Below are 23,790 nucleotides of genomic sequence, written 5' to 3'. Positions count from 1 at the left end.
GTTTATGTCGACCGCTGTGATCGGCACGGTGGTCGTCGTTTATTTCGAGGCCTTCGGTGAATTTGCACGCAAACAATACTGCCGCCGTCGCGGCCGCCAGTCCGGTCTCAGCCAAAGCGCCAGTCCGCGAAGACTGTCTAGCCGACAGCCTGACCTATCTCGCCGCGCATTTCGGCCGTGCTATCAGCCGGGAAGCGTTGCTTGCCGGACTCCCGATCGAGGATGGTATCCTTCATCCTGCTCTTTATGAGCGGGCTGCCGCGCGTGCCGGCCTCGAAGCGCAACTCATGGAGCGGGCGCTGGAGGACATTCCGGCTCTCGTGCTTCCCGCTGTTATTCTGCTGCACGACGGATCAACGCGAATTCTTCTTGGCATCGACCGTGACGCCAACCGCGTGACCCTCGCCGATCCCACGCATGCTGTTCGCGATATCATCGAACCGTTCGTGATCGTCGCCGCGCAATATACCGGCTTTGCCTATTTTGTCCGTCCGGCGCAGGTGGCCGATCCGCGCGCCGTCGCGGCAGGAGATGTTCCGCGCAAGCACTGGTTCTGGTCGGTCGTCAAGCAGTTCGGCGCGAATTACAGTCACGTCGCCATTGCGGCTTTCATCGTGAACGTTCTGGCGCTTGCGACGCCGCTCTTCACCATGAGCGTTTACGATCGCGTGATTCCGAACGGCGCCATTCCTTCGCTCGTTGCGCTGAGTATCGGTCTCGGCCTCGGGATTGTGTTCGATTTCGTCTTGCGGATCGTCCGCGCGCGCATCATCGACATGACCGGCAAGAAGATCGACGTCGTTCTCGCCGCCAATATCTTTGAACATATCATGGCGCTGAAACTCTCGCAGCGTCCGGCCTCGGTCGGCATTCTCGCCAACCAGATGCGCGATTTTGACTCCGTTCGCGAGTTCTTCACGTCCGGGACGGTCGTTTCAGCGACGGACCTGCTGTTCGCGCTGATCTTCATCGCAGCGCTGTTCATGGTCGCAGGACCGCTGGCATGGATTCCTCTTCTGATGCTGCCGATCATGATCGGCATAGGGCTGTTGCTTCAGCGTCCGCTGGCGCGCGCGATGAAACGGCTGCAGGCGGAGTCGTCCGCGCGCCATGGCATTCTGATCGAGTCGCTGAACGGTCTGGAAACCGTGCGCGCGATCGGCGCTGAGGCGAAGGTGCAGACGGGCTGGGAACGCTCGGTCGCCGCCACGGCCCGTTCCAGCGAAGACGTCCAGTTCTGGTCGTCGCTCGCACTCACCAGCGCAAGTGTCGCAACACAGATCACCAGCCTGCTGCTGATCGTGATCGGCGTTTTCCTAATCCTGGATGGCAAGCTGTCGGTCGGTGCGCTGGTTGCTGCGAATATGCTGTCCGGCCGCGTGCTCGGTCCGATTGCGGGGATCGCCGCGGTCATCACGCGCGGCACGCAAACCATCTCGGCCCTGCGTTCGATCGACCGGCTGATGTCGCTCGAGCGTGAGCGTCCGCCGGAGAAGATCTTTGTCGCCCGCGAAATCCAGCAGGGCGCCATCGAATTCCAGAACGTCACCTTCGCCTATGGCAACAGCCCGGCAAAGGCGCTCGATCATGTTTCCTTCCGGATCAAGCCGGGTGAGAAGGTCGGCATTGTCGGCCGCATCGGATCGGGAAAAACAACAGTCGGCAAGATGCTGGCAGGGTTCTATGCGCCCACCGAAGGAACCATCCTTGTCGATGGTGTCGACATTCGTCAGTACGATCCGGCCGATCTGCGGGCTGGCGTCGGCTTCGCGCTGCAGGACACCGACCTGTTCTACGGCAAGCTGCGCGACAACATCACCTATGGAAAGCCGAGCGCGACCGACGAGGAAGTGATCGCGGCGGCACGGCTGGCGGGCGTCGAGACGTTCATTGCCGGTCATCCGGAAGGCTATGACATGATGATCGCTGAAGGCGGGCGCAGCCTGTCCGGCGGACAGAAGCAGGCCATCGGCCTTGCCCGCATTCTTATCCGCAAGCCGAAAATCCTGTTTCTCGATGAACCTACGGCGCATTTCGACGTCCGCAGCGAATCCGAATTTCTGGGACGGTTGCAGGGGCTCGCGAAAAGCAACGACACCCTGATTGTCGCGACACACCGGCCCTCGGTCCTGGCTCTGATGGACCGGGTCCTCGTGTTCGATCGCGGGCGACTGGTTGCTGACGGGCCTCGTGAAGAGATCACTGCGCGCATGAAGGCGCCGCAACCGGGACCGGGCAATGCAGCAGTCTGATTTCAGTTTCTCCAACGACATCCGCTCGGCGATTGAGATGCGCACACCCCGGACGGCGCGCATGCTGCTGTTCGCCTCATTGGCCATGATCGCGACGTTCGTTGTCTGGGCCCATTTCGCGGTACTTGACGAAGTCAAGCGCGGCAGCGGCAAGGTCGTGCCGGCGCGACAGATCCAGGTGGTGCAATCGCTGGAAGGTGGCATCATCAGCGAGCTTCTTGTCTCGGAAGGAACCATCGTCGAGCAGGGGCAGCCTTTGGCGCGGATCGAAGACACCAGTTTTGCCTCTCAGTTCGGCGAGGTGCGCGAGCGTCAGGCCGCAATGGCTGCGCGAGTCTTACGTCTGGAGGCTGAAACCCAGGGAATTCCGTTGAAGTTTCCGGAGACCCTCGAACAGAATAGTCCGCGTTCCGTTGCCGCGGAGCGCAATGTGTACGACGCGCGTGCAAGGAAGCTCGCGCAGGACATTGATGTGATTCAGCAGCAGGAAGCGCAGAAGCGTCGGGAAGTGGACGAATTGCGCGCCTCCGAGGACCGCTTCTCGGGCACGCTGAAGCTGTTGAGCCGCGAAGTTGAACTGACCCGAAATCTGTACAATCAGCGGGTGGTTCCTGAAATTGAAATGCTGCGCGTCGACAGGCAGGCCACCGACATGCGCGGCCAGTTGTCCGTCGTGCAGGCCACCATCGTAAAGACCGAGACCGCCATTCAGGAATCCCAATCGCGGATTGCGGGGGCTCGGGCGAGTTTCGTCGCCCAGGCTGAGGAAGATCTGGCGAAATCGCGCGCCGATCTGGCGGTGCTCGACGAAAACATCAAGTACGCGCAGGACAAGGTGCGCCGGACAGAGCTGAAAGCGCCTGTCCGGGGTATCGTTAACAAATTGAACGTGAACACTATTGGCGCCGTGGTTCAGCCGGCGGCCAACCTGATGGAACTGGTGCCTATCGACGACACCTTGCTGGTCGAAGGGCGCATTCGTCCGCAGGACATCGCTTTTATCCGTCCGAACCATCCTGCCGTGGTCAAACTGAGCGCGTACGATTCCTCGGTTTACGGATCGTTACACGGCAAGGTGGAGCGCATCAGCGCCGATACGATCATTGACGAAAAAGGCGATAAAAACGAGCGCGGCGAGACCTTCTACCGGGTGATGATCCGCACCGAGAAGAACCATCTAGGCACGGCCGAGCACCCATTGCCGGTGTTGCCGGGCATGGTTGCTACGGTGGAAATCCTGACCGGCTCCAAGTCCGTTCTCGACTATCTGGTGAAGCCTGCCCGGGTGCTGCGGGATGAGGCCCTGCGCGAACGCTGAGGGATATTCGTAAAATTTGAGAGGTTTCGCTTCCCAGCGGTTCAGCCTGCTTCCGACAATACCCGGAAGGGTTGACGTCCCTTAACCGCGGAGAAGCAGGGCGTACCTTAAGCCTGACCCCACAAGATCCGGGGCAGGACCAACGCTTGATCGTCGGCCGATGCTCCGGACAGTGGAGCGTCAGTCATGTTGCGTATCAGGCACTCGCGGGCCTTTCCGCGCGCGTTCGGCTTTATTTTTGTCGCGGCTTGTTCTCTCGCGGCGGTTGGCGTCGCGGACGCCAAGTCGCGTTCTGTCAAGGCAATGATCGACGAAGCGCCGGTGATGGCCGCTCCGGCTCCCCTTCGCTTCTTCACCATCAACAGCGTGCTCGCCAAGCATGACGCAAAGGCGGGTTCGCCGGCGCAGACGCGAGTCGCTTCGGCCGTCTACGGCGATGTCGTCAGCGATGCTCCGGCGTCCAAGCTCGTTCCCGAAACGAGCGACGAGCCGTTCGGGCTGTTTGTCTTCCGTGCACCGGAAGGCCTGCTCTGGACCAAGTGGCGCGCGATTGGCGACGCCATGGCGACCGAGCGCGACCAGATCGAGCGCTGCCGTATCTTTCGCGAAACCTGCTCGGAGCCCGCCGATCGCTTCGTCGAGATCGTCGACAACGTTCGTCCGTTGCCGGACCGGGCGCGGATCGACCGGGTCAATGCGATGGTCAACAACGCTGTCCGCTACGTGAGCGACTACGCCCAGCATGGCGTCGCCGACCGCTGGACCGCCCCGCTGGCGACTTTGGCCGCAGGGCAGGGCGATTGCGAGGATTACGCCATCGCCAAGTATGCTTTGCTGCGCGAGGCAGGGGTCGCCGAGAGCGATCTTCGGCTGCTGCTCGTGAAGGATCGCGCCGTGCGTCAGGATCACGCCGTACTGGCCGTCCGCCTCGATGCGCGCTGGCTCGTCCTGGACAACCGCCGCGATACGCCGATGGAAACAGCGGACCTGCGTCATTTCCTGCCGCTGTTCACGCTGGATAGCCGTGGCGTCAATCTGTTCGCAGCACCGTATGCGTCGCGCGCGCTCCATGAGAGCGAGACCGATATCCTGCCGGCGTCCGATCGCGAGGTATTCGGCGGCGCGCTGCGTGAATTGCCGCCGGTTCTCTAAGCGGATATCGCCGGAAAGCCCTGCGAATCGGGACATTTTGAAGCCCCTTCAGCTTGCGTCCCGCGCCTGTTTGCGTCCATAGTGCGCGGCATATTCGGGGCACGGGGCATTGTCATGCGCATTCATTTCAGAAATCTCGTTTTGGGCTTGGGATTGTGCTGCGCCGTTACGCTCGGCGCGGGCAGGGTGGCCAGCGCAGACGAAGGCATGCTTCCGGTCGCGCCTGTCGGCGGAGCGTTCGTGGTCGCCTGCGAGAACGGCGCAAACTACATGCTCCAGTCCGATCCGGTGACCTATGGGGGCGATGTCGTCACCGGCCGTTTCTACTTCGCGCCGCATCGGGCAGCGAAGGTTCGCCTGATCCCCATGGGCATCGGATACCGGTATGCCGGAAAGGGATTCTGGCTCGATGGCGTGCGGAATCGCGCGCTGCTTTTCCTGCATAAGAACCGGCCGATTGCGTGTAACGTCGGCCTGGCGGCCTGATCTACCTCGGATCGAAAGCCCTGCAAAAATTGAACGCCTGACAGATCGGCCAATGGCCGATTATCACCAAGGCTTGCGTCGAAATCGGCAAGTAAATCTCCGGCTACAGGTACTTCTTACGGGTTATTGTTCGTAAGATTAATTGAGATTCTTGCAATTTATACCTTCAGCCATCCAACTATATTGAAGAATTCTGTCGTCCGCTTTTCATGAACGACGTTTTCTTTACATGGGCAAAAGGGCGTTTGACTTAACCAAAACGCTTAAAAAGCGACGAAAAATCGCTTCAATTGTTGACGGGTTCCGATAGTTAAGAATACCTTAAAGGCTGGTTTAGGCGCCGTTTCGACGGCCAAAAAGCTATTTTTGAGGTATTGCGATGAACGCACCCGTTTTGCTGGCGCAGCTCTCCGGCTCGACTCAGGCCCCACCGCCCAAGACCTTGAAAATAGAAAAGCCTGCAAATGCGCAGGCGCTGAGTTTCCATCTCGATGGCAACACGCGGCTCGACTTCAGTGACATCGCCAGCGAGAAGCTGACCTTCGTCAAGGTTGGCGAAAAGCTGATCGTGCTGTTCGACAACCAGTCGACGGTGACCATTGATCCGGTTTTCGACTCAGCCAGCGGCAATCCGCTTGCAGACATCGGCTTCCAGGTTGGCGACAGGACGCTGGATGGCACGGAGTTCGCCGCGCTGTTTCCGATCGGCACCGATCAGTCGGTGCTTCCTGCGGCCGGCGGCAATGCCAGCGGCCCGACAGGCGGCGCGAATTTCAGCGATGCGCAGGTCAACGGCCTTGGGCCGGGGGGCAATCCGCTTGCGCTTCTCGGCGACGAACAATTCGGCGGCCCTGAATTCGGCAACACCGAGCCGGGACTGGCTCAGATCGGTGTCGGTACAGCGGTTGTCGGCGAGATCGACGACGAGGGACTGTCCGAAGGCATTGAGGGCGGCCCAGGCGACGCTCCCGGCAACGCGACCTCTGTCGTCAACGCTTCACTCAACCTGAACTTCGGCGCGCTGGGCACCAGCGGCGCGACCCTCGCTTTCCTTACCGCACAGCCCGAACTGAGCGGCCTGACCTCCGGCGGCGAGCCGATCAATCTGGTGATCTCAAATCCGGCTGGGGGCACGCCGACCATTATCGGCTTTGTCGGCCTCGACCCGAACGCCCCGGGCTCGCACGTTTTCGAGATCACTCTGGGCCTGACCACGAACACCGGCGAATACAGCTTCACCTTGCTTCGCCCGCTGGATCATCCGGAGCACGGCACCGAAGACACCATCGCGCTCATCATCCACTATTCGGCGACCAACGCCGCGGGCACGGTGTTTCCGGACTTCACGGTCAACGTCAATGACGACTCGCCGGATTTGAATCCGGACGGATTCGACCTGCCGGTGAGCCTGGGAGACAGCCCGGTTCCGCACGCTGATCTGAAGGATCCGGCCAGCGGTACGTCCGTTCGCGGCGGCACGCTCGGTGTTCTGTGGGGCGCGGATAATTTCAACAACACCGAAGATGGTGGTGTTTCGCAGACCACCGGACAGAACGGTGACCGTTCTCTGATCTTCACGAACACAACGGTCAATCTGTCCAGTGGCGAAACCTCGCTCGCCAGCGATCTGTATTCGCATGGAGAGCAGGTTCACTTTGTCCTTCAGGAGAACGGTACGCTTCTGGTCGGCTATACGGGCGACAGTCCGACGTCGGAAAGCACCGTCTTCACCGTCAAGCTGCATGACACCAACACCGGCAGCTACGTGTTCACCCAGTATCAGGAACTCGATCACGTCGGGTCATCGGGCGAGGGGCAGCCGGTCAACCTCGACGCGCTCGATCTGTCATTCAATTACACGGCCACCGACAGCGACGGCGATTCCATTAACGAGTCGTTCAGCGTCACGGTTGGTGACGACGCGCCGACCATCAATGCCAATGGCATTCAGGATGGTGCTGTTGACGAAGACTACCTTGCCAACGGCAATGACGGCGATACCTACGCACAGCCGCCAGCTCCTGGCACCGGAGACTTTAAGTTCTCCGGCAATCTTGGTGTCTCGTGGGGCGCGGACGACAACAACACCGGTTCGGTTGCAAACCGTTCGCTTTCTTTTAGCAACGTCACCGAAGGTGCTGCTGCAACAGATGCCGGCGGCAATGCGATCTCCTCGCACGATCAGGCGGTCCTGCTGCACTTGACCACGATCGGCGGACAGCCGGCGCTGGTCGGCTATACCGGTGCCGACGCGGACAACCAGTCCAACTGGGTGTTTACCGTTAGGCTCGACGACAGCACCAGCACTGGATCCTATACTTTTACGCTGCTCCAGCCGCTCGACCATCCGACGTCGAATGCGGAAGATAATATCCAGATTGATGTCGGCTTTACGGCCACCGATGCAGACGGTGATACGGCCAGCAGCACGTTCCACGTCACCATCAACGACGATGCTCCTATCCAGACCGGCGAAACCATCACCGGTACCGCGGCGGAGGACGATCTTGCGGATTTCAATCCGCTCTATCCGCTACTGTTCGATTTCTGGCAGGGATCGCTCGGCACCAGCCCTTACGACGGAGCCGGCGACAACAGCCATACGGGCCTTCTGGGCACTGTGCCGGTCTGGGGCAATCTGTCCTCGCTCGTGAAACCCGGCGCGGATGGCCCCGGTGAATTCCATCTCGTGAGCGAATCGCAGGCGGAATCCGTCCTGGCGCATCTCGGCCCGAACGGCGGCACACTGTCGTCGCATGGCGATGTGATCAATGATGTCCGGATGGTCGACATTCCGAATGTCGGTGAAGCCATGGGCTTCTTCGCATCCGACGGGCGCCTTGTGTTTGGCCTGCTCGTTACCGAAGACGGCACCTACAACTTCCGCCTGTTCGATCAGATCGATCATCCAGTAGGCGATGATCCCAACACTGCCGCGCTTGAGTCAGTCAAGGACACACTGAATATCGACCTCTCGCAGTTGGTGACTTACACCGATTTCGACAAGGATACGATTACGCTGTCCGCTGGCACCTTCTCGGTCAACGTCGTCGATGACGCTCCGGTTGTGGTTGGTCACGAAGCAGTCACGGCGAACGAAAACGATCTCGCGAACTTCAACCCGCTCTATCCGCTGGTGTTCGATTTCTGGCAGGGATCGCTCGGCAGCAGCCCGTTTGACGGCGCGACGGACGACAGCAGCTATACGGGATTGCTTGGAACGGTTACTGCCTGGGGCACGCTGGCTGACAACGTGCGCGGCGGCGCCGATGAGTTCGGCAAGTTCGAGCTGGTGTCGGAGACACGCGCGAACGAGCTTCTCGCAACTCTTGGCGCGGGCGGCGGTCCGCTGATGTCGCACGGCGATGCTATCGACGATGCGCGGCTGGTGGATATCCCCGGCCTCGGCGAGGTCATGGGCTTCTTTGCGTCCGACGGCCGCCTCGTGTTCGGCCTCCTTGTGACGGAGAATGGCACCTACAACTTCCGCCTGTTCGACCAACTCGATCACGCAGCGCCGGCTCAGGACCCGAACGCTGCACCGATCGCGGACGAGAACTCACTCGATATCGACCTGTCCAAGTTCGTGACCTACTCGGACTACGATCACGACACGGTGGACCTCGGAACCGGCACTTTTGTCGTCACTGTTGTTGACGACATTCCGCACGTCATCGGTTCGCTCACCGTCACGCTGGACGAAAGCCACCTGAACAACTTCCTTGTTGGCTGGGATCTCATTCCGGCCGCGATCAAGGACCTCTATCCGGTTGAGGGATCGAGCGGCACGAACCCGAACGCCGATACCGATCTCCTGCTCAACACGACGTCACAGCAGGGTTTCCTCGACGAAGTCATCGGCAACAACGTCGTTCATGGCGGCGCGGATGAATTCGGCAAGTTCGGCGTAGTGTCGGAAAATCGCGCGGACGGTCTGCTCGAGGGCATGGGCATCATGTCCAAGGGCGAGGCCATCGACCATGTGAAACTGGTCGATATCGCCGGCCTCGGCACGGTGATGGGATTCTTCGCGGGTGACCGCGTTGTGTTCACGCTGACAGTGACGGACGCTGGATTCTATGACCTGCGCCTGTTCGACCAGGTGGATCACACGGGGGCGAACGGGACCTCGCTGAATATCGACCTGTCCAAATTCGTGACCTATACCGACTTCGATGGCGACGTGATCGACCTTGGTACCAGCAATCTGGTGCTGACGGTCCTGGACGACGCGCCTGTTCCGGTGACCGGCGCGCAGGTGTTCGGCACGGTCGAGGAAGAACAGTACAATCTGCTGCTTGCGATCGCCGGCAACGAAATGGCGCATGGCAACGAGGACCTCAACAGCGATAGCGGCGACGATCACGATACAAGCGGTCTGCTGGGCGATCTCGTCACGTCCAATGTCTCGTTCGGCTCGCTGTCCTCACTCGTGAAGATCGGAGCCGACGAGAACGGAACGTTCTCGTTCGATCAGAGCATTCGCGGCATCGCTGTCGTCGATTCCACCGGCGCAGCCGTGAGGTCGCATGGCCAGGCGGTGACATTCGGTTTCACCAACGACGGCCAGCTTATCGGCATCGCCAATGACGATGGCGACGGCATTCTGGAAACCGGCAACGGCGAGCGCGTCGTGTTCTCGGTGTCGCTGGCTGATATCAATCCGCTCGACAACGTCAATAACGACCTGTTCACGTTCACGCTGCTCGACCAGATCGACCACAACGACCCGAATGGTCTGTCCACCGAAGATCTGAAGAATCTCGATCTGTCGAAGGCGATCCGCTTCACCGATTTCGACGGCGACTCCACGGGCTTCGGAACCAACAGCTTCCAGATCAAGGTGATCGACGATACGCCGCGCCAGACTGGCACGACGCTGAAGGGTACGGTCGAAGAAGAAGAGAACGTCGGGGCCGGCACGCCGGAGATGAACCATGGCAACGAGGATACGGCGAACGAGCCGCTTTTCCTCGGCTTCATCGATCAGACGAGCAACAAGGCAACCGGTAATCTTGGTTCACTCGTGAGCGTCGGGGGAGACGAGGTCTCCAAGACCACTATTCTCGGAATTCCTGTTTACTACGGCACGTTCTCATTCGGACAAACCGCAGATCTGCCCGTCGTCATGTCAAAGGGCGAGCAGGTTCTGTATACCCTGAGCGATACGAACGGTGACGGGCTGAATGACACGCTGACCGGAAGCACCTCGGGCGGTCGCCCGGTGTTCACGCTGACGATCGTGAACAATACCGGCGGAGGCAAGACAGCCGGCGATTACGTCTTTACGCTGCTCGACCAGATCGACCATCCCGCTGGGGGTGGCGAAAACATCGCCAATATCGACTTCTCGTCCGTGATCCGCTTCTCCGATTTCGACGGTGACACCATCACGCTGGCGAGCGACAGTTTCTCGATCGACGTGATCGACGATCAACCGGTGTCGAAGGGTGATGTCACGGCGTCTGATGTGCTCGATGACGAAGGTCAGAGCATCTTCACGCCCGTCAACACCGGCGGAACGGGTGATATTTCGGGTCAGAAAACTGTTGCGCAGGGAGGCGCGAAGAGCCTGTTCTCGATCGGCGCCGATGATCTCGGCACCATCACCGTCACCGACAAGCCGTCGTTCAGCGTCCTTTTTGCGAATGATAATGGCTTTGCACAGGCGGAATCCGTCCAGTGGCACGATCCCGTCACTGCGGCCGATGGCACCGTGACCTTGACGGCATACAGCGATCACTACGCTACAGTTGCGACTCTCGTCATCAAGATCGACGGTTCCTATTCGTTTACGATGAGTGCCCCAGTCGTTCACCCGACCAATCAGAGCAACGAAGAAGAGGTTTCACTCAAGTTCAAGTACACCGTCACCGATTTCGATCAGGATTCCGTCACCGGTTCACTGACCATCAAGGTTGACGACGATACGCCGAAGCTGACGACTCCGTCTGCAAGCGGCCAGTTGGACGATGAAGCCCAAAGCTTGTTCCCTGCGAACAATAATACTGTCACGGGCGACGTCACGAACACCAACGTCGCTTCGGGAACCGCAAATACGCTGTTCACCGCTGGTGCCGATGGCGTAACGCTCGTCACCGCAACACCCACGACATTCAGCGTCATTTTCAAGGACGCGAACGGCTTGGCTGGAACGGAAGCGGTTACCTGGTCGTCGACCGGCGTTCAGGGACCGAATGGCGAGACCAAGTGGATTGCCACAAGCAGCCACTATGACGCGGATCATCCCGCGGCGACCCTGATCATCCGGGTCGATGGTTCGTACAGTTTCACCCTCAATGCGCCAGTCAAGAACGATACGTCGTCGGCGATCAGCGAAGAGAACCTGACCATCACCATTCCGTTCAAGGTGACCGACGGAGATGGTGACCAGTCCTCGCAAGGCACGCTCACTATCAAGGTGAATGATGACACGCCGACTGTCGGCACCCAGACTGCGATCACGGTCGATGAAGAAGGCCTTGGCGGAAATCCGGGTGATACCTACGCCAGCACCAATCCGCACGATGCGGCCACGTCGCTGGCATCCTCGAATGGCACGCTGAACTATTCCTACGGGTCGGATGGTGCATCACCGACGACGAATGTCACTTTCCTGACCTCAAACCTCTCAGCCCTCGGGTTGAAGTCAGAAGGGCTGGCGCTGACATACGCCTATGATCAGGCCTCACACACCCTGACGGCGAGCAACACGAATGGCACCGTCTTCACCCTGCAGGTCACGGATGTCCTGACCGGCGCGTACACTTTCACGATGTCGAGGCCGCTGGATCACCTGGGCGCCAACAGCGCCAACAGCGAAGACGACATCACGATTCCGTTCCAGTTCACCATCACCGACGGCGATGGCGACACGTCAACTACTGCAACGGTCAATGTCACCATCAACGACGACGCACCAACCTTCACTGCGGGTTCGGTTGAAAACAAGACGGTGGACGAGGAGGGCATCAACGGCAATCCGGGCGCACCGGCTCCTTACGCTGGCAGCGACTATGCCGGCGAAGCCACCACCGCGTCGGGCGGCCTCGGAATTTCGTGGGGAGCCGACAACGGAAATTCCGGCGCAGCGAACCGTTCGCTGGCGTTTAACGGCATCACGGAAGGCGCGGCTGTCCTCAACGACGCGAATGTGGCGATCACATCGCATGGCGCGGCGGTGAAGTATCACCTCGTCACGGTCGGCGATACCCAGACGCTGGTCGGCTACACCGGCAATGATGCCAACAACACGGCAAACTACGTGTTTAGCGTCACGCTCGACGATACCACCACGACGGGCACCTACAATTTCACACTGTTCAAGAATCTCGATCATCCGATCGTGAACAGCGAAGATGATATCTCGATTAAGTTCAACTTCACGGCGAAGGATGCTGACAAGGATAGTGTCACAGGCTCGTTCAAGGTCACGGTCGATGACGACTCGCCGATCATCACGCTTGCCTCCGTCCAGAACGGCGGGGTCGACGAGGACAACCTTGCTCCAAACGGCAACCACGACTCCGCTCCGGGCGACCTGGCGGACGATGGCACACTCGTCGCGCATGGTTCACTCGGCATCAGCTACGGTGCGGATGGACCTGGCGTAGGCGCGGCGGCCAATCCAGGTGTCACCAAGACCTTCGACTTCACCAACCACAGCACCAACATTGACCCATATCTGACGGTTAACGCGCACTTTGGAGTGGTCGGAAATGCGCCGGTCGGCGCGCTCGGTGGCGGCCAGAATGCGCCCGTGGTGATTACGGCTGCAAACGGCCATCCGTTTGAACTGGATAGCGTGAAGCTGTCTTTTGCGGGAGGCCCTAGCCTCGTTTCCAAGATCACCGTGATTGCCAAGGATGTCGGAGGGCAGACCTACACCTTCGACGTGGCCGTACAGAATGTCTTCAATCTCGACGGGTCGACGCCAACGACGTTCGACACCACCGGAAGCCCGATAGACGGCAAGCAACTCGTCAGCGTGTCCTTCGGTGTCTATGGCAACCAGGCGGCCTACGTTCAGGTCGATGACGTTGTCATGACGCGCGGCGCTGCGCCGGAAGTGCCGGGGCCGGTCTACTTCAGCGATCTGGGCAATGCCGCAGCCAATATCACGGTGACCGATTCCAATGGCAACACCGTAGCGCTGAACCAGCTTACATCGAACGGTCAGGCGCTGCATTTTGTGTTGCTGGATTCGGTTACGCTCGTTGGCTATACGGGCTCCGCACCGTCAAGCATCAACGCAGCGAATGTCGTGTTCTCGACGGTGCTTTCCGGCACAGGCAGCGGTTCCTACGACTTCACCCTGAAGGGTGTCCTCGATCATCCGCTGCACAGCACGGAAGATGATCTCGTCTTCACCTTCAACTACACCGCGAAGGATTTCGACGGCGACACCACCAGCAGCACGTTCAAGGTGACGGTGGACGACGATATGCCGGTGATCGTAACGCCGGCTGCCGGTGAAAATCTGATCGTCAATGGCCAGTTCACCGATAATGCCGGATTCGCACCTCCGATGTCCTGGGGCGGTCAGGCAGCTCCGGCCAACAGCGACATCAAGGGCTGGCACATCGCCAACAACAACCTCGAGCGGAATCCGGCAAACTGGTACGTTCAGGATCCAGCCGATGGCGGGCGTGTGGTCGATCTCGACGCGACCCCCGGCAACGTGTCGCTGAGCCAGACCTTCGCCAATCTGCAGAATGGCCAGAGCTATACGCTCACCTTCGATGCGGCGAAGCCAGCGGGTTACGATGCGACCACGCAAGTCTATTGGAATGGTCAGCTTGTCGGCACGATTACACCGAACAGCGACCACTTCGAGCAGTTCAGCATTGTTGTTATTGGTGGTGCGGGCAGCAACACGCTCGAATTCCGTGAGGTCGGCATAGCTGACAACGGCGGCACTTTCCTTGCGAACGTCGCGATGTACGCGACGAATGCGATCGTCAATGAGGATTCCCTCAATGGCGGTAATGCTGGCGGACTGGGCGATGCGACCGGCACTACGGCATCTGCAATCGGCAGCCTCGGCGTCAAGTGGGGCGCCGATGCCGGTGACGTGACCGATGCCGGCAATGTTCAGGACGGCACCGCAGCCAACGCGCTGTCGGACAATGTCGCAACTCTCACGGGGCGTGCGGTCTATTTCGCGGATTCGAATTCCGGCGTGAGCGGATTGCAGCCTTCGGTAACCGCGTTTGTCGGTGCCAGTGCGATCACGCTGCACTCGGCAGGGCAGGAGGTTCACTACCAAATCCTCGAGAACGGCACCAAGCTTGTCGGTTATACTGGCGCCTTCAACGCCGCATCGCAGACGAACTGGGTTTTCACGGTTTCGCTCTCCGATGAGGGGACTGGCCAGTACACATTCAACCTGCTCAAGCCGCTGGATCATCCGATGTCCGGCAGCGAGGACGATATCAACCTCACGTTCGGCTTCACAGCACGCGACGCGGATGGCGATACGGCCGACAGCACGCTGACGATCACAGTTGATGACGATACGCCTGTCCTTGTCGGTTCGGCCGACACCATAACCGTGGACGAGACCAATACGCCATTAGCTCAGTCGGACTTCGGCAGCCTGCACGTCAGCATGGGCGCCGATAAGGGCGGCGCAGTTCTCAGCTTCGCTACCGACAGCAACGGTGTTCCGCTGCATCCGGCTGGGCTGACATCCGACGGCACGCCGCTGGACTATGAACTGCGCACTACCCAGTATGGCGAGAAGCAGCTCGTTGCCTTCAAGCATGGCGCGACTGCTGACGATCCCGTCTTCATCGTGGCTCTGAGTTCGCCTGCGAACCCGACTTATATCTTCACCCTGTTCCAGAACCTCGACCACGCGGAAGGTTCGAATACGCTTGACCTGAACTTCACCATCCGCGTCACCGATGGCGATGGTGATTTCGTCGATCGTACGGTCGACGTCACTGTCAAGGATTCGGTCCCGACGATTCCGGCGACCACGGAGCAGGTCACTGGCGTTCAGGATGACGCGCTGACCGGCGGCAACCCCGAACCGGGCGACACCAAGACGGCATCCGGCACGCTCAGCCATAGCTTCGGCGCCGACGAGAATGGCCACCTGTCGTGGCTCAATCCGACGCTGCCGGCGACCGGCGACTATTCCAGCAACATCAACGGCAACACCCTTGAGGTGTACCAGTTGCAGAATGCCGTGAACGTGAAGGTTTTCACGGTGACGCTGGATCCGGCGACCGGTGACTACACGATCACGCAGATCGCTCCGATTCATCACCCAAGCGGGAACGGCGAGAACAGCGAAAGCTTCGACCTCAACTACCGCGTCACCGACGGCGATACCGATTACGTCGATAGCCATCTCAAGGTCATAGTCGGCGACGATATCCCGGTGATCACTGGCCCGACAACATCGGTGAACCTGCTCACCAACGGTGATTTTACCGGCGGAAGCTTCCCGCACACCGAATCCTGGGGACATTGGGCGACCGATGGTACCGGATGGAAAATTTCCGGAACCGAGCCGGGACAGACGGGCGTTCAGCTCGAGCTGATCCAGAGCGGCTATCTCGGTGTCGTTACGTCCAACGGACATCCGATGGTCGATCTTGCGGCGACACCCGGGGATGTTGCGATTTCCCAGACACTGAATGGCCTGGCGGTCGGCGAGCACTACACGCTCAGCTTCGAGATCGGTGCTTCGGCCCCATCGTCCGCGGGCCTCAAGGTTTACTGGAACGGCAATCCGGTCGGGACCTATCACCCGGGACAAACCACGGCGATCGAGACACTGGATCTGACCGCGATCGCCGGTGCGAATACGATTACCTTCGAGGAGATCGGATCGCCCGATAACACCGGCACTTACCTCGCCAATGTCAGCCTGGTGCAGGCGTCGGCTGAATCGATGCCCGTGTTCCACGCCAATATTGGCGAGGACGCTCCGTCGATCATCACATTCGCCAACGGCGCCGATTTCAACTTTGGCGCGGATGGTCCGGGCGCCGTGACGTTCGACACAGCCCATGCCACGATCACGACGCCGGCTGGAACGACACTGGGACTGCCGACGCTGTCGTACGATCCTGTCACCGGAAACCTGACGGTCGATCCGGCAGGGAACTTCAACAGCCTGAGCGCTGGGGAAATCGCGACCCTGACGGTTCCGTTCACGGTCACCGACTCTGATGGCGACACAGTGAACGGCATCTACCAGTTCACCATTACCGGTTCGAACGACGGACCAGTCATTTCGGGCTCGGAGATCGCAGCGCGCGTGTTCGAGGCGGGAGGCCTGAACAGCGTTGTGACCGCCGATGTCGCATCGGATCATCGCTTCGAACCGCTGCGCAATGTCGACAGCACCGCGGCACATTCCATTGACGCAGGCGTCGATACCGCAGCCAATATGAAGACCGTTGTGCTTGCGGTTCAGACCGCGCTCGGCACCGGAACGACCATGGCGGATGCGATCGCGTCGGTGTGGGACTATCTCGACGACCTGCGCCAGTCGATCCCGGATGTGGATCAGGCCTACTATGCTCCGCTCATCAACAAGGCCACTGTGCTGCTTGGCCTCGTCTATGGCGAGTATCTGCAGAATGGCGGCCGTCCGTTGCTGGACGTGATCGTCAAATACACACCTGACAGCGGCGACGACGGCAGCGCGCCAGATCGCTTCCAGTCGCTGCACGACAACCTCCTCGGTGCGGTGGATACCCCGTCGATCGACGACAAGTTCAGCAGCGATCCGACTCTGCTTGCCGACCTGAAGGCGCAGATCCTGGCGGCGGGTCTCACCGATCGCCCGATCTACAGCGGCAACGAAGGCGTGACCAACAATGCGCTTGGTTGGGATCTCGATCCGCTCCACGGCTTCCTGCACGCGTCGTCGGGACAACTCAGCGCAACCGATGTCGACGGAGACGCGCTGACCTGGTCGATCACCAACACGTCATCCTACGGCTCGATGTCGATCGATCAGACCGGCAAGTGGACCTATGTGCTGGATAACGGCCTTGTGGCGACGCAGGCGCTGGCTGAAGGCGAGACCAAAGTCGAGACCTTCACAGCCACCGTGACGGACTCGCACGGCGCAATTGATACGCAGACCATCACCATTACGATCGTCGGCACCAACGATGCGCCGGTTGCGTCGGTCGACAGCGAAGCAATCAGCGATACGTCTGCGGTTGACGCCGGAGCACCGATTACGTTCACCGGTCACAACGTACTGGCGAACGATACAGACATAGACAGCATGTCGGGATTTGCGGTGATCAGCATCCGCGCGGCCAATCCGATTGGGCAGGGCGCGCAGGAACCGCCGATCACGCTGGTGGGTGGCGAAGCTATCGCGCACGGCACCTACGGCAATCTGACCATGCATGCCGACGGCACGTACACTTATACGCCGAACGCAGCCTTCGATTCGATCCCGCAAGGCCAGAGCGTCACCGATGTCTTCAAGTACGGCATGATCGACGATCATGGTGCGTCCTCCGCATCGTTCCTGACGATCACGATTACCGGTACAAACGACGGTGCCACAATCACAGGCACAGGTACGGGCGATGTAATGGAGGACGGCGCCGTTCAGATGGCCAGCGGCACGCTGACCGTCAACGATGTTGATACTGGCGACAACCACTTCCAGACGCCGAATCCGGTACTCCTGCTCGGCACCTACGGCACTTTCACTTTCAATGCGTTGTCCGGCGCGTGGACTTATACGCTGGATAACTCGGCGCCGAATGTGCAGGCCCTGAAGGCAACTGATACGGTCCACGACACGCTGACCGTGGTGTCGAATGATGGAACGGCTTCGCAGACCATCGACATCACGATCTACGGCACCAATGACGCACCGATCATCGACTCGCACAGCGGTGTTGATCTCGTGTCCCTTTCAGTCGCCGAGAACACGACGGCGGTGACAACCGTTCATGCGAGCGACATCGATAGCCCGACGATCACCTACACGATTGATGGGGGCGCCGATGCCGCGCTATTTACGGTCAATAGCTCGACCGGTGCGCTGAGCTTCATCAACGCGCCGGACTTTGAGAACCCAATCGATGCCGGTCACGACAACCACTACAATGTGACTGTCAAAGCATCCGACGGGGCGCTGTCCGATACGCAGGCGTTCGATATCGCCGTGACGAATGTTGCAGAGACGCCGCATCTCACCGCGAATGACGACGTGTTGTCTGGTATTACGTTCGTTGGATCTTATCGGGTCTCAGACGGCGTAGCCTGGGGCTTGAATCCTCCAGTGTACAGCGCGGCTCAAGCAGCGGTGCTGTTGTTTGGAGGCGCGGCGTCTGACTATCTGATTTCCACGAATAACAACGCTGCAACGATTACCGCCACCGGCTGGTATGATGGGTGGGGTAAGGCGTGGACAGCTTTTGCGCAGAATTTCTCGCAGGATGCTGCTCCGGCTGGATATAATCTGCCGAACGGTGATGCGTGGTCTGCCTACGTCAGCGATCACACCGACTATTCCAAGATCAACTACGTTTGGCGTTTCAATGGAAACGCTTTGGCGACCGAGGATCAGGGAACCATCACATTCTCCACGGGTCTGGTGCTTGCCAACGACATCGACTTGAGCGGACACCCGTTGACGGTGACATCCGTCAGTAGCGCTGTCGGCGGTTCTGTATCGGTTTTCGGAGGCAGCATCAGCTTTACTCTTGATGCAAATTTTTATGGTCAGGCCAGCTTCGAGTACACTGTGTCCGACGGCTTCGGAAACACTGACACGGGAACGGCACGATTTAATGTTACGGGCGTCAACGATGCGCCGGTGATTGACTCCCATGCCGGTGCCGATCTGGTGACGTTGACGGTCGCTGAAAACACGACGGCCGTCACGGCGGTCCATGCCACCGATCCGGATGGCCCGACTCTGGTTTACTCGATCGATGGCGGCGCTGATGCCGCTCTGTTCACGGTCGACGGTGCAACTGGCGCGTTGAGCTTTATCAACGCACCTGATTTCGAGAACCCGCTCGATGCGGGGCACGACAACCACTACAGTGTGATCGTCAAGGCGTCGGATGGAACATTGTTCGATACGCAGGCGTTCGACATTGCAGTGACGGATGTTGCAGAAACTCTGCCGCACACCACGATCACGGATGCGAGTCCATATTACGCATTCTCGAACAGCACCTATGCGGCGTCGGTCAGCCAACCGGCAACCATCAACTTCGACGCCGATAATATCTTCGGCGGTGGCAGCGACACGTTCAACTTCACCTTTACGCAGGTCTACAACAGCGGCGGAACGAACTGGCTGACGGTCAATGCCGCGCAGGGCACTGTCACGGGCGATCCGACCAACCTGAGCACGCTTACAGTCTACCGTATCGACGCCGTCGATACGGTGACCCATGAGCATACGTTTACGTATGTCGCGTTCTCGGCGCTGCCGGACAGCAATTCGCAGTACGTGCAGATCACGAACAGCGCTTCCTACAGCGACTCGTGGAAGAGCGATGTCGTTCAGATCGCGGCAGGATCGACTGTTCCGGGGAATACTGTTGTTTCCGGTGCATCGGCCAGCGACGTGCTGATCGGTAATGACAATGCCAATACCTTGAATGGCGACAACGGAAACGATGCTCTCTATGGCGGAGGCGGAAGTGACGTCCTCTACGGCGGCGGCAACACTTCATTCCTGTCGGGAGGCGCCGGTAACGATAAGCTCTACAGCAGCCAGTATGGCGGAGGCGATCCGAAGTTCATGCTGGGCGGCGACGGCGACGACCAGCTTTACGGTGGTCATGACGACATTCTGATGGGAGGCGCGGGCAACGACATTATTGTCAGCGGCAACGGCAAGAACCTCATAGTTGGCGGCGAAGGCAACGATACGCTGACCGGTGGATCAAACCGTGACACCTACGTCTTCCTTGAGGCGGGTGACAGCAATGCTGACCGCATCACGAACTATGATAACTCCACCGGCGTGAACGATCAGGATGTAATTGATCTGTCGTATCTGCTCGAAAGCGTTGCGACTGACAAGGCCAGCCATGTCCGCTTCATGTACAGCGATTCAGGACACACAACGCATGTGCTGACGGATGCATCCGCATTGCCGGCCATCGACGGTGATGTCACGATCCAGGTCAACACGACGGGAACATGGCAGAGTGTGGTGACTATTGCCGACACCGGATCGAATCTCACGACGGGTTCAAATGCGATCCAGATGATGCTCGATCACGCAACAGTTCAGCAGTTCCACGCCTAGAGCGATCGGCGAGGCTGTAGACGAAAACCCCGGCCTTTGAGCCGGGGTTTTTCGTTCATGTTGAGCTATTCAGATATTCCGTCCGCCCGGACCGGCAGCGCCGCCGACCTTGACAGTGATCCGTTGAATCTCGGTGCGGCCTTGCGGATACTTCACCTCGAGTGTCACCACATCCGTTCCGCTGAAATCGGCCTTCGAGCGATAGAAGGCGACGAAGCCCGGCACTTCAAGCGCCATGCACTGCTTGTAGTTGGTCGCGGTGACCTTGCCGCGCTTGACGTTCACTGTCCCGTTAGACGGCGGATTGACCAGCCGGATCGCGGGCAGGGTGCCGGATGTGCAGTCGGGCTGCACGTTGAGATAGACACCGATCCGGATGTCCTTTGCTGCAGGTCCCTGTGCGCTGCGTTCGACCGTGGTGCTCTGGGCCCAGCCGGACGAACCGAACGCGAGCAGGGCGGCACCCCAGACGGTGCCTGCCAAAAGCGTCATACGGGTGTTGCGATGCGCGGTCATGACCTTTTCCGGGTTTGATCCGGGCCCTGAGCCCCGGATACCAACAGGTACTATAAGCCGGGACGAGCCGTTGGGCTATGACGCAGGCTGCGAGCGGGCAATGGACCAAGACATTCCCTGGTGGAAATCAGGCATCCTGTATCAGGTCTATCCGCGATCCTTTCAGGACTCGGATGGCGATGGCGTAGGGGACCTCCGCGGGATCACCGGGCGGTTGCCTTACCTGAAGAGTCTCGGCGTCGATGCGGTCTGGTTGTCGCCGGTCTTCCCGTCACCGATGGATGATTTCGGCTACGACATCAGCGACTATACCGGGATCGCCCCCCTGTTCGGAACACTTGCGGATTTCGACGCGCTGGTTGCTGCGGCTCACGCTGAGGATCTAAAAATCATCCTCGACCTCGTGCCGAACCACACCTCCGACCGGCATCCCTGGTTCATTGAGAGCCGCAATTCGCGCGATAATCCGAAACGCGACTGGTACATCTGGCATGACGGCCGCGGCGAGGGCGCCCCGCCCAACAACTGGCTCTCGGAGTTCGGCGGCAGTTCGTGGGAGTTCGACGTTCGCACCGGCCAGTTTTACTATCACGCCTTCCTGCGCTCCCAGCCCGATCTCAACTGGCGCAATCCGCAGGTGCGCAGGGCGATCCACGAGGTGATGCGGTTCTGGCTGCGGCGGGGCGTCGATGGCTTTCGTGTTGATGTCATGTGGCATCTGATCAAGGACGAACGCCTGCGCGATAACCCGCCAAATCCCGATTGGAGATTCGGTCAGCAGCCTTATCAGCAGTTGCTGCCGATCCATTCGACGGACCGGCCGGAGGTGCATGAGATTGTCGCCGAAATGCGCGGTGTGATCGAGGAGTTCGGCGATCGCGTGCTGATCGGGGAAATCTATCTGCCGCCGGAAAAACTCGTCGCCTATTACGGGCAGGGACTCGCCGGCGCGCATTTACCATTTAACTTTGCGCTGATCGCCGCACCGTGGAACGCGCAAGCCATCGCCCGGCTCGTCGATGCCTATGAAGCCGCGCTGCCGCCGGGCGCATGGCCAAACTGGGTGCTTGGCAATCACGACAGGTCGCGTATCGCCAGCCGCGTTGGCGACGGCCAGGCCCGTGTCGCAGCGATGCTGCTGCTGACGCTGCGAGGCACGCCGACGCTGTACTACGGCGACGAGATCGGGATGCCGCAGGCCGCCATTGCGCCGGATCAGGTGAGGGATCCGTGGGAGACAAATCTGCCCGGCCTCGGGCTTGGTCGCGACGGCTGCCGCACGCCGATGCGATGGGATGCGAGCCCGGGCGCGGGTTTCAGTTCCGGTGCACCGTGGCTGCCGCTGGGACCGGGTCTGGCAACCTGCAATGTGTCCGCCGAAACCGATCTGCCGACCTCCATGCTGAACCTGTATCGTGCGTTGATCGCTTTGCGCCGTGCGATGCCTGAGCTTGCGCTGGGTGATTACGAGTCCGTTGAAGCGACCGGTGATCTGCTGGCATATCAGCGCGGCCACCGGGGTACGCGCATGCTGATCGTCCTGAACTTCGGATGCGATCCTGCGTTGTTCGACGTGGCCGACCGGGCGGGAGATATTGTGCTGTCGACCTTCATGGATCGGACCGGCGAACCGTTAAAGAGCACGCTGACGCTGCGCGGTTCAGAGGGCGTGGTTATCAAGCTGGCCGGGTAAGCAGGCTGGGCACGTCCTTGGCACTTGGCCCGGGTATGCACCTTATTCGCATAAGGTATATTATGGAATATAAAAATACATCTGCTTTTCCATAATGTTGCGCCGAAATCCGTCCATCAAAAAGCCAGCCACTTGCCGAGCCCAGTGTTTCCAACGAAGCCTGATGGTTGCCTCGCGGTGCCCAACGCGACCTCAAGGCGTCTTTATCCCTCGCTTATGCGAACGCTCCAAAGTCCATCTCGAATTCATATGAGCCCGAATTGAAATTGTCGTCTGACTGCACAGCGACCGATCGATTCAGACGATCCGGGAATGCGGTCCGCAACAGGATCAATTGAGGCTTTCAAATGAGCAACCAGACCGAACCTCCGTCGTGCAGTTCTGCAGTGGTTTTCATCGGCAAAAACAGCCGCGGCCAATGGGTCGCCCAGGAGCAAAACGGACTGTTCGGCGGCCTGTTCGTTAGCCGCGCCGCAGCGATTCGATACGCCCTTTTCGAGAATGGCCATCATCCTGAAACCATCATGGCCGCGATCAACCCGCTGGAACTCGATATGGGCGGCAGCGCTTCGCACGGCCTGGCGAGCAATTCGGGCTCTGTGAACCTCGCTCTGCGGCGGGTCGCATAAAGCCCAGCGCCACTCCCTCGTTCAGGACATCGCAATGATCCAGCTAAACCTCGATCTGACACGTGAGCAGGTCATGAAGACCATGATTGATCTGACACGTCCATCCGTTCTGCATCGGATCATTCTTGCGGGTGGCGACAGTTCAGCGGCCGAACTGGATCTGCGGCGCCGGGGCTTCCTGCGCGTTTCGACGACCAGACGGAGCGTGCCGCGCGGCCAATACACGATCGGGCTAGTCACCGGCCAGCATTCGCTGCAAGCGTTTGAACAGTCCGTCACCGAAGTCTCCGCCTTTATGAGCACAACGGCCGCGATCGCGATCGTCATCGATTTCCATGCGACGGGTTCAAACCTGAAGGTACGGGCGCTGCTTGAGAGACTCGGATTTCACATCGAAGCCGGCGTGAGATGTCACGAACAGTTCCTTTTGTCGGCGCGGCGGCGAAATTTCAGCCATATTACCAAAGCAGCGTAAC

9 protein-coding genes are annotated in these 23,790 nt (G+C 59.6%); 8 read left to right on the top strand and 1 reads right to left on the bottom strand.

Annotation, left to right across the window (positions count from 1 at the left end; translation table 11 throughout):
• Positions 1 to 56: 56 nt before the first annotated feature.
• The 5 genes from HMPREF9696_RS04800 to HMPREF9696_RS04780 all read left to right on the top strand — a co-directional run bounded on the left by HMPREF9696_RS04800 (position 57) and on the right by HMPREF9696_RS04780 (position 20,476).
• Positions 57 to 2,252, top strand: a complete 2,196-nt coding sequence (locus HMPREF9696_RS04800; protein ID WP_002711830.1) for a type I secretion system permease/ATPase — start codon at positions 57 to 59, stop codon at positions 2,250 to 2,252.
• Complete coding sequence (locus HMPREF9696_RS04795) at positions 2,239 to 3,570, top strand: HlyD family type I secretion periplasmic adaptor subunit (RefSeq protein WP_002711829.1); 1,332 nt, start codon at positions 2,239 to 2,241, stop codon at positions 3,568 to 3,570. Before HMPREF9696_RS04800 ends, HMPREF9696_RS04795 begins: the two co-directional genes overlap by 14 nt.
• 186 nt (positions 3,571 to 3,756) lie before the next feature.
• Positions 3,757 to 4,722 carry a transglutaminase-like cysteine peptidase gene (locus HMPREF9696_RS04790; RefSeq protein ID WP_002711828.1) on the top strand — a complete coding sequence of 322 codons (966 nt, stop codon included), beginning with the start codon at positions 3,757 to 3,759 and terminating at the stop codon, positions 4,720 to 4,722.
• 186 nt (positions 4,723 to 4,908) lie between these two features.
• On the top strand, positions 4,909 to 5,208 hold the full coding sequence (locus HMPREF9696_RS04785; RefSeq protein ID WP_157169996.1) for a hypothetical protein: 300 nt from the start codon (positions 4,909 to 4,911) through the stop codon (positions 5,206 to 5,208).
• A gap of 379 nt (positions 5,209 to 5,587) precedes the next feature.
• Positions 5,588 to 20,476 (top strand): T1SS-143 repeat domain-containing protein, encoded by a 14,889-nt coding sequence (locus tag HMPREF9696_RS04780; protein WP_002711826.1) that lies wholly within the window; start codon positions 5,588 to 5,590, stop codon positions 20,474 to 20,476.
• A gap of 69 nt (positions 20,477 to 20,545) precedes the next feature.
• Here the strand turns inward: HMPREF9696_RS04780 and HMPREF9696_RS04775 are convergent, their stop codons facing one another.
• Positions 20,546 to 20,992 carry a hypothetical protein gene (locus HMPREF9696_RS04775; RefSeq protein ID WP_002711825.1) on the bottom strand — a complete coding sequence of 149 codons (447 nt, stop codon included), beginning with the start codon at positions 20,990 to 20,992 and terminating at the stop codon, positions 20,546 to 20,548.
• A gap of 100 nt (positions 20,993 to 21,092) precedes the next feature.
• On the opposite strand from HMPREF9696_RS04775, the gene HMPREF9696_RS04770 reads away from it, so the two are divergent.
• The 3 genes from HMPREF9696_RS04770 (at position 21,093) to HMPREF9696_RS04760 (ending at position 23,789) form a co-directional block, all read left to right on the top strand.
• Positions 21,093 to 22,685 (top strand): alpha-amylase family glycosyl hydrolase, encoded by a 1,593-nt coding sequence (locus tag HMPREF9696_RS04770; RefSeq protein WP_002711824.1) that lies wholly within the window; start codon positions 21,093 to 21,095, stop codon positions 22,683 to 22,685.
• 347 nt (positions 22,686 to 23,032) lie between these two features.
• Positions 23,033 to 23,314 carry a hypothetical protein gene (locus HMPREF9696_RS04765; RefSeq protein ID WP_002711823.1) on the top strand — a complete coding sequence of 94 codons (282 nt, stop codon included), beginning with the start codon at positions 23,033 to 23,035 and terminating at the stop codon, positions 23,312 to 23,314.
• Between the two features lie 73 nt (positions 23,315 to 23,387).
• On the top strand, positions 23,388 to 23,789 hold the full coding sequence (locus HMPREF9696_RS04760) for a hypothetical protein (RefSeq protein ID WP_245259204.1): 402 nt from the start codon (positions 23,388 to 23,390) through the stop codon (positions 23,787 to 23,789).
• The last annotated feature ends 1 nt before the right edge of the window (position 23,790 follow it).

It is taken from the genome of Afipia clevelandensis ATCC 49720 (assembly GCF_000336555.1).
Taxonomy (GTDB): domain Bacteria; phylum Pseudomonadota; class Alphaproteobacteria; order Rhizobiales; family Xanthobacteraceae; genus Afipia; species Afipia clevelandensis.
This window is presented reverse-complemented; position numbering and strand designations above follow the sequence as displayed.

What these genes read in the sequence shown, in the direction of transcription:
- HMPREF9696_RS04780 (WP_002711826.1), top strand. Translation starts at nt 5,588, where the DNA reads ATGAACGCACCCGTTTTGCTGGCGCAGCTCTCCGGCTCGACTCAGGCC.
- HMPREF9696_RS04795 (WP_002711829.1), top strand. Translation starts at nt 2,239, where the DNA reads ATGCAGCAGTCTGATTTCAGTTTCTCCAACGACATCCGCTCGGCGATT.
- HMPREF9696_RS04775 (WP_002711825.1), bottom strand. Translation starts at nt 20,992, where the DNA reads ATGACCGCGCATCGCAACACCCGTATGACGCTTTTGGCAGGCACCGTC.
- HMPREF9696_RS04790 (WP_002711828.1), top strand. Translation starts at nt 3,757, where the DNA reads ATGTTGCGTATCAGGCACTCGCGGGCCTTTCCGCGCGCGTTCGGCTTT.
- HMPREF9696_RS04770 (WP_002711824.1), top strand. Translation starts at nt 21,093, where the DNA reads ATGGACCAAGACATTCCCTGGTGGAAATCAGGCATCCTGTATCAGGTC.
- HMPREF9696_RS04765 (WP_002711823.1), top strand. Translation starts at nt 23,033, where the DNA reads ATGAGCAACCAGACCGAACCTCCGTCGTGCAGTTCTGCAGTGGTTTTC.
- HMPREF9696_RS04760 (WP_245259204.1), top strand. Translation starts at nt 23,388, where the DNA reads ATGAAGACCATGATTGATCTGACACGTCCATCCGTTCTGCATCGGATC.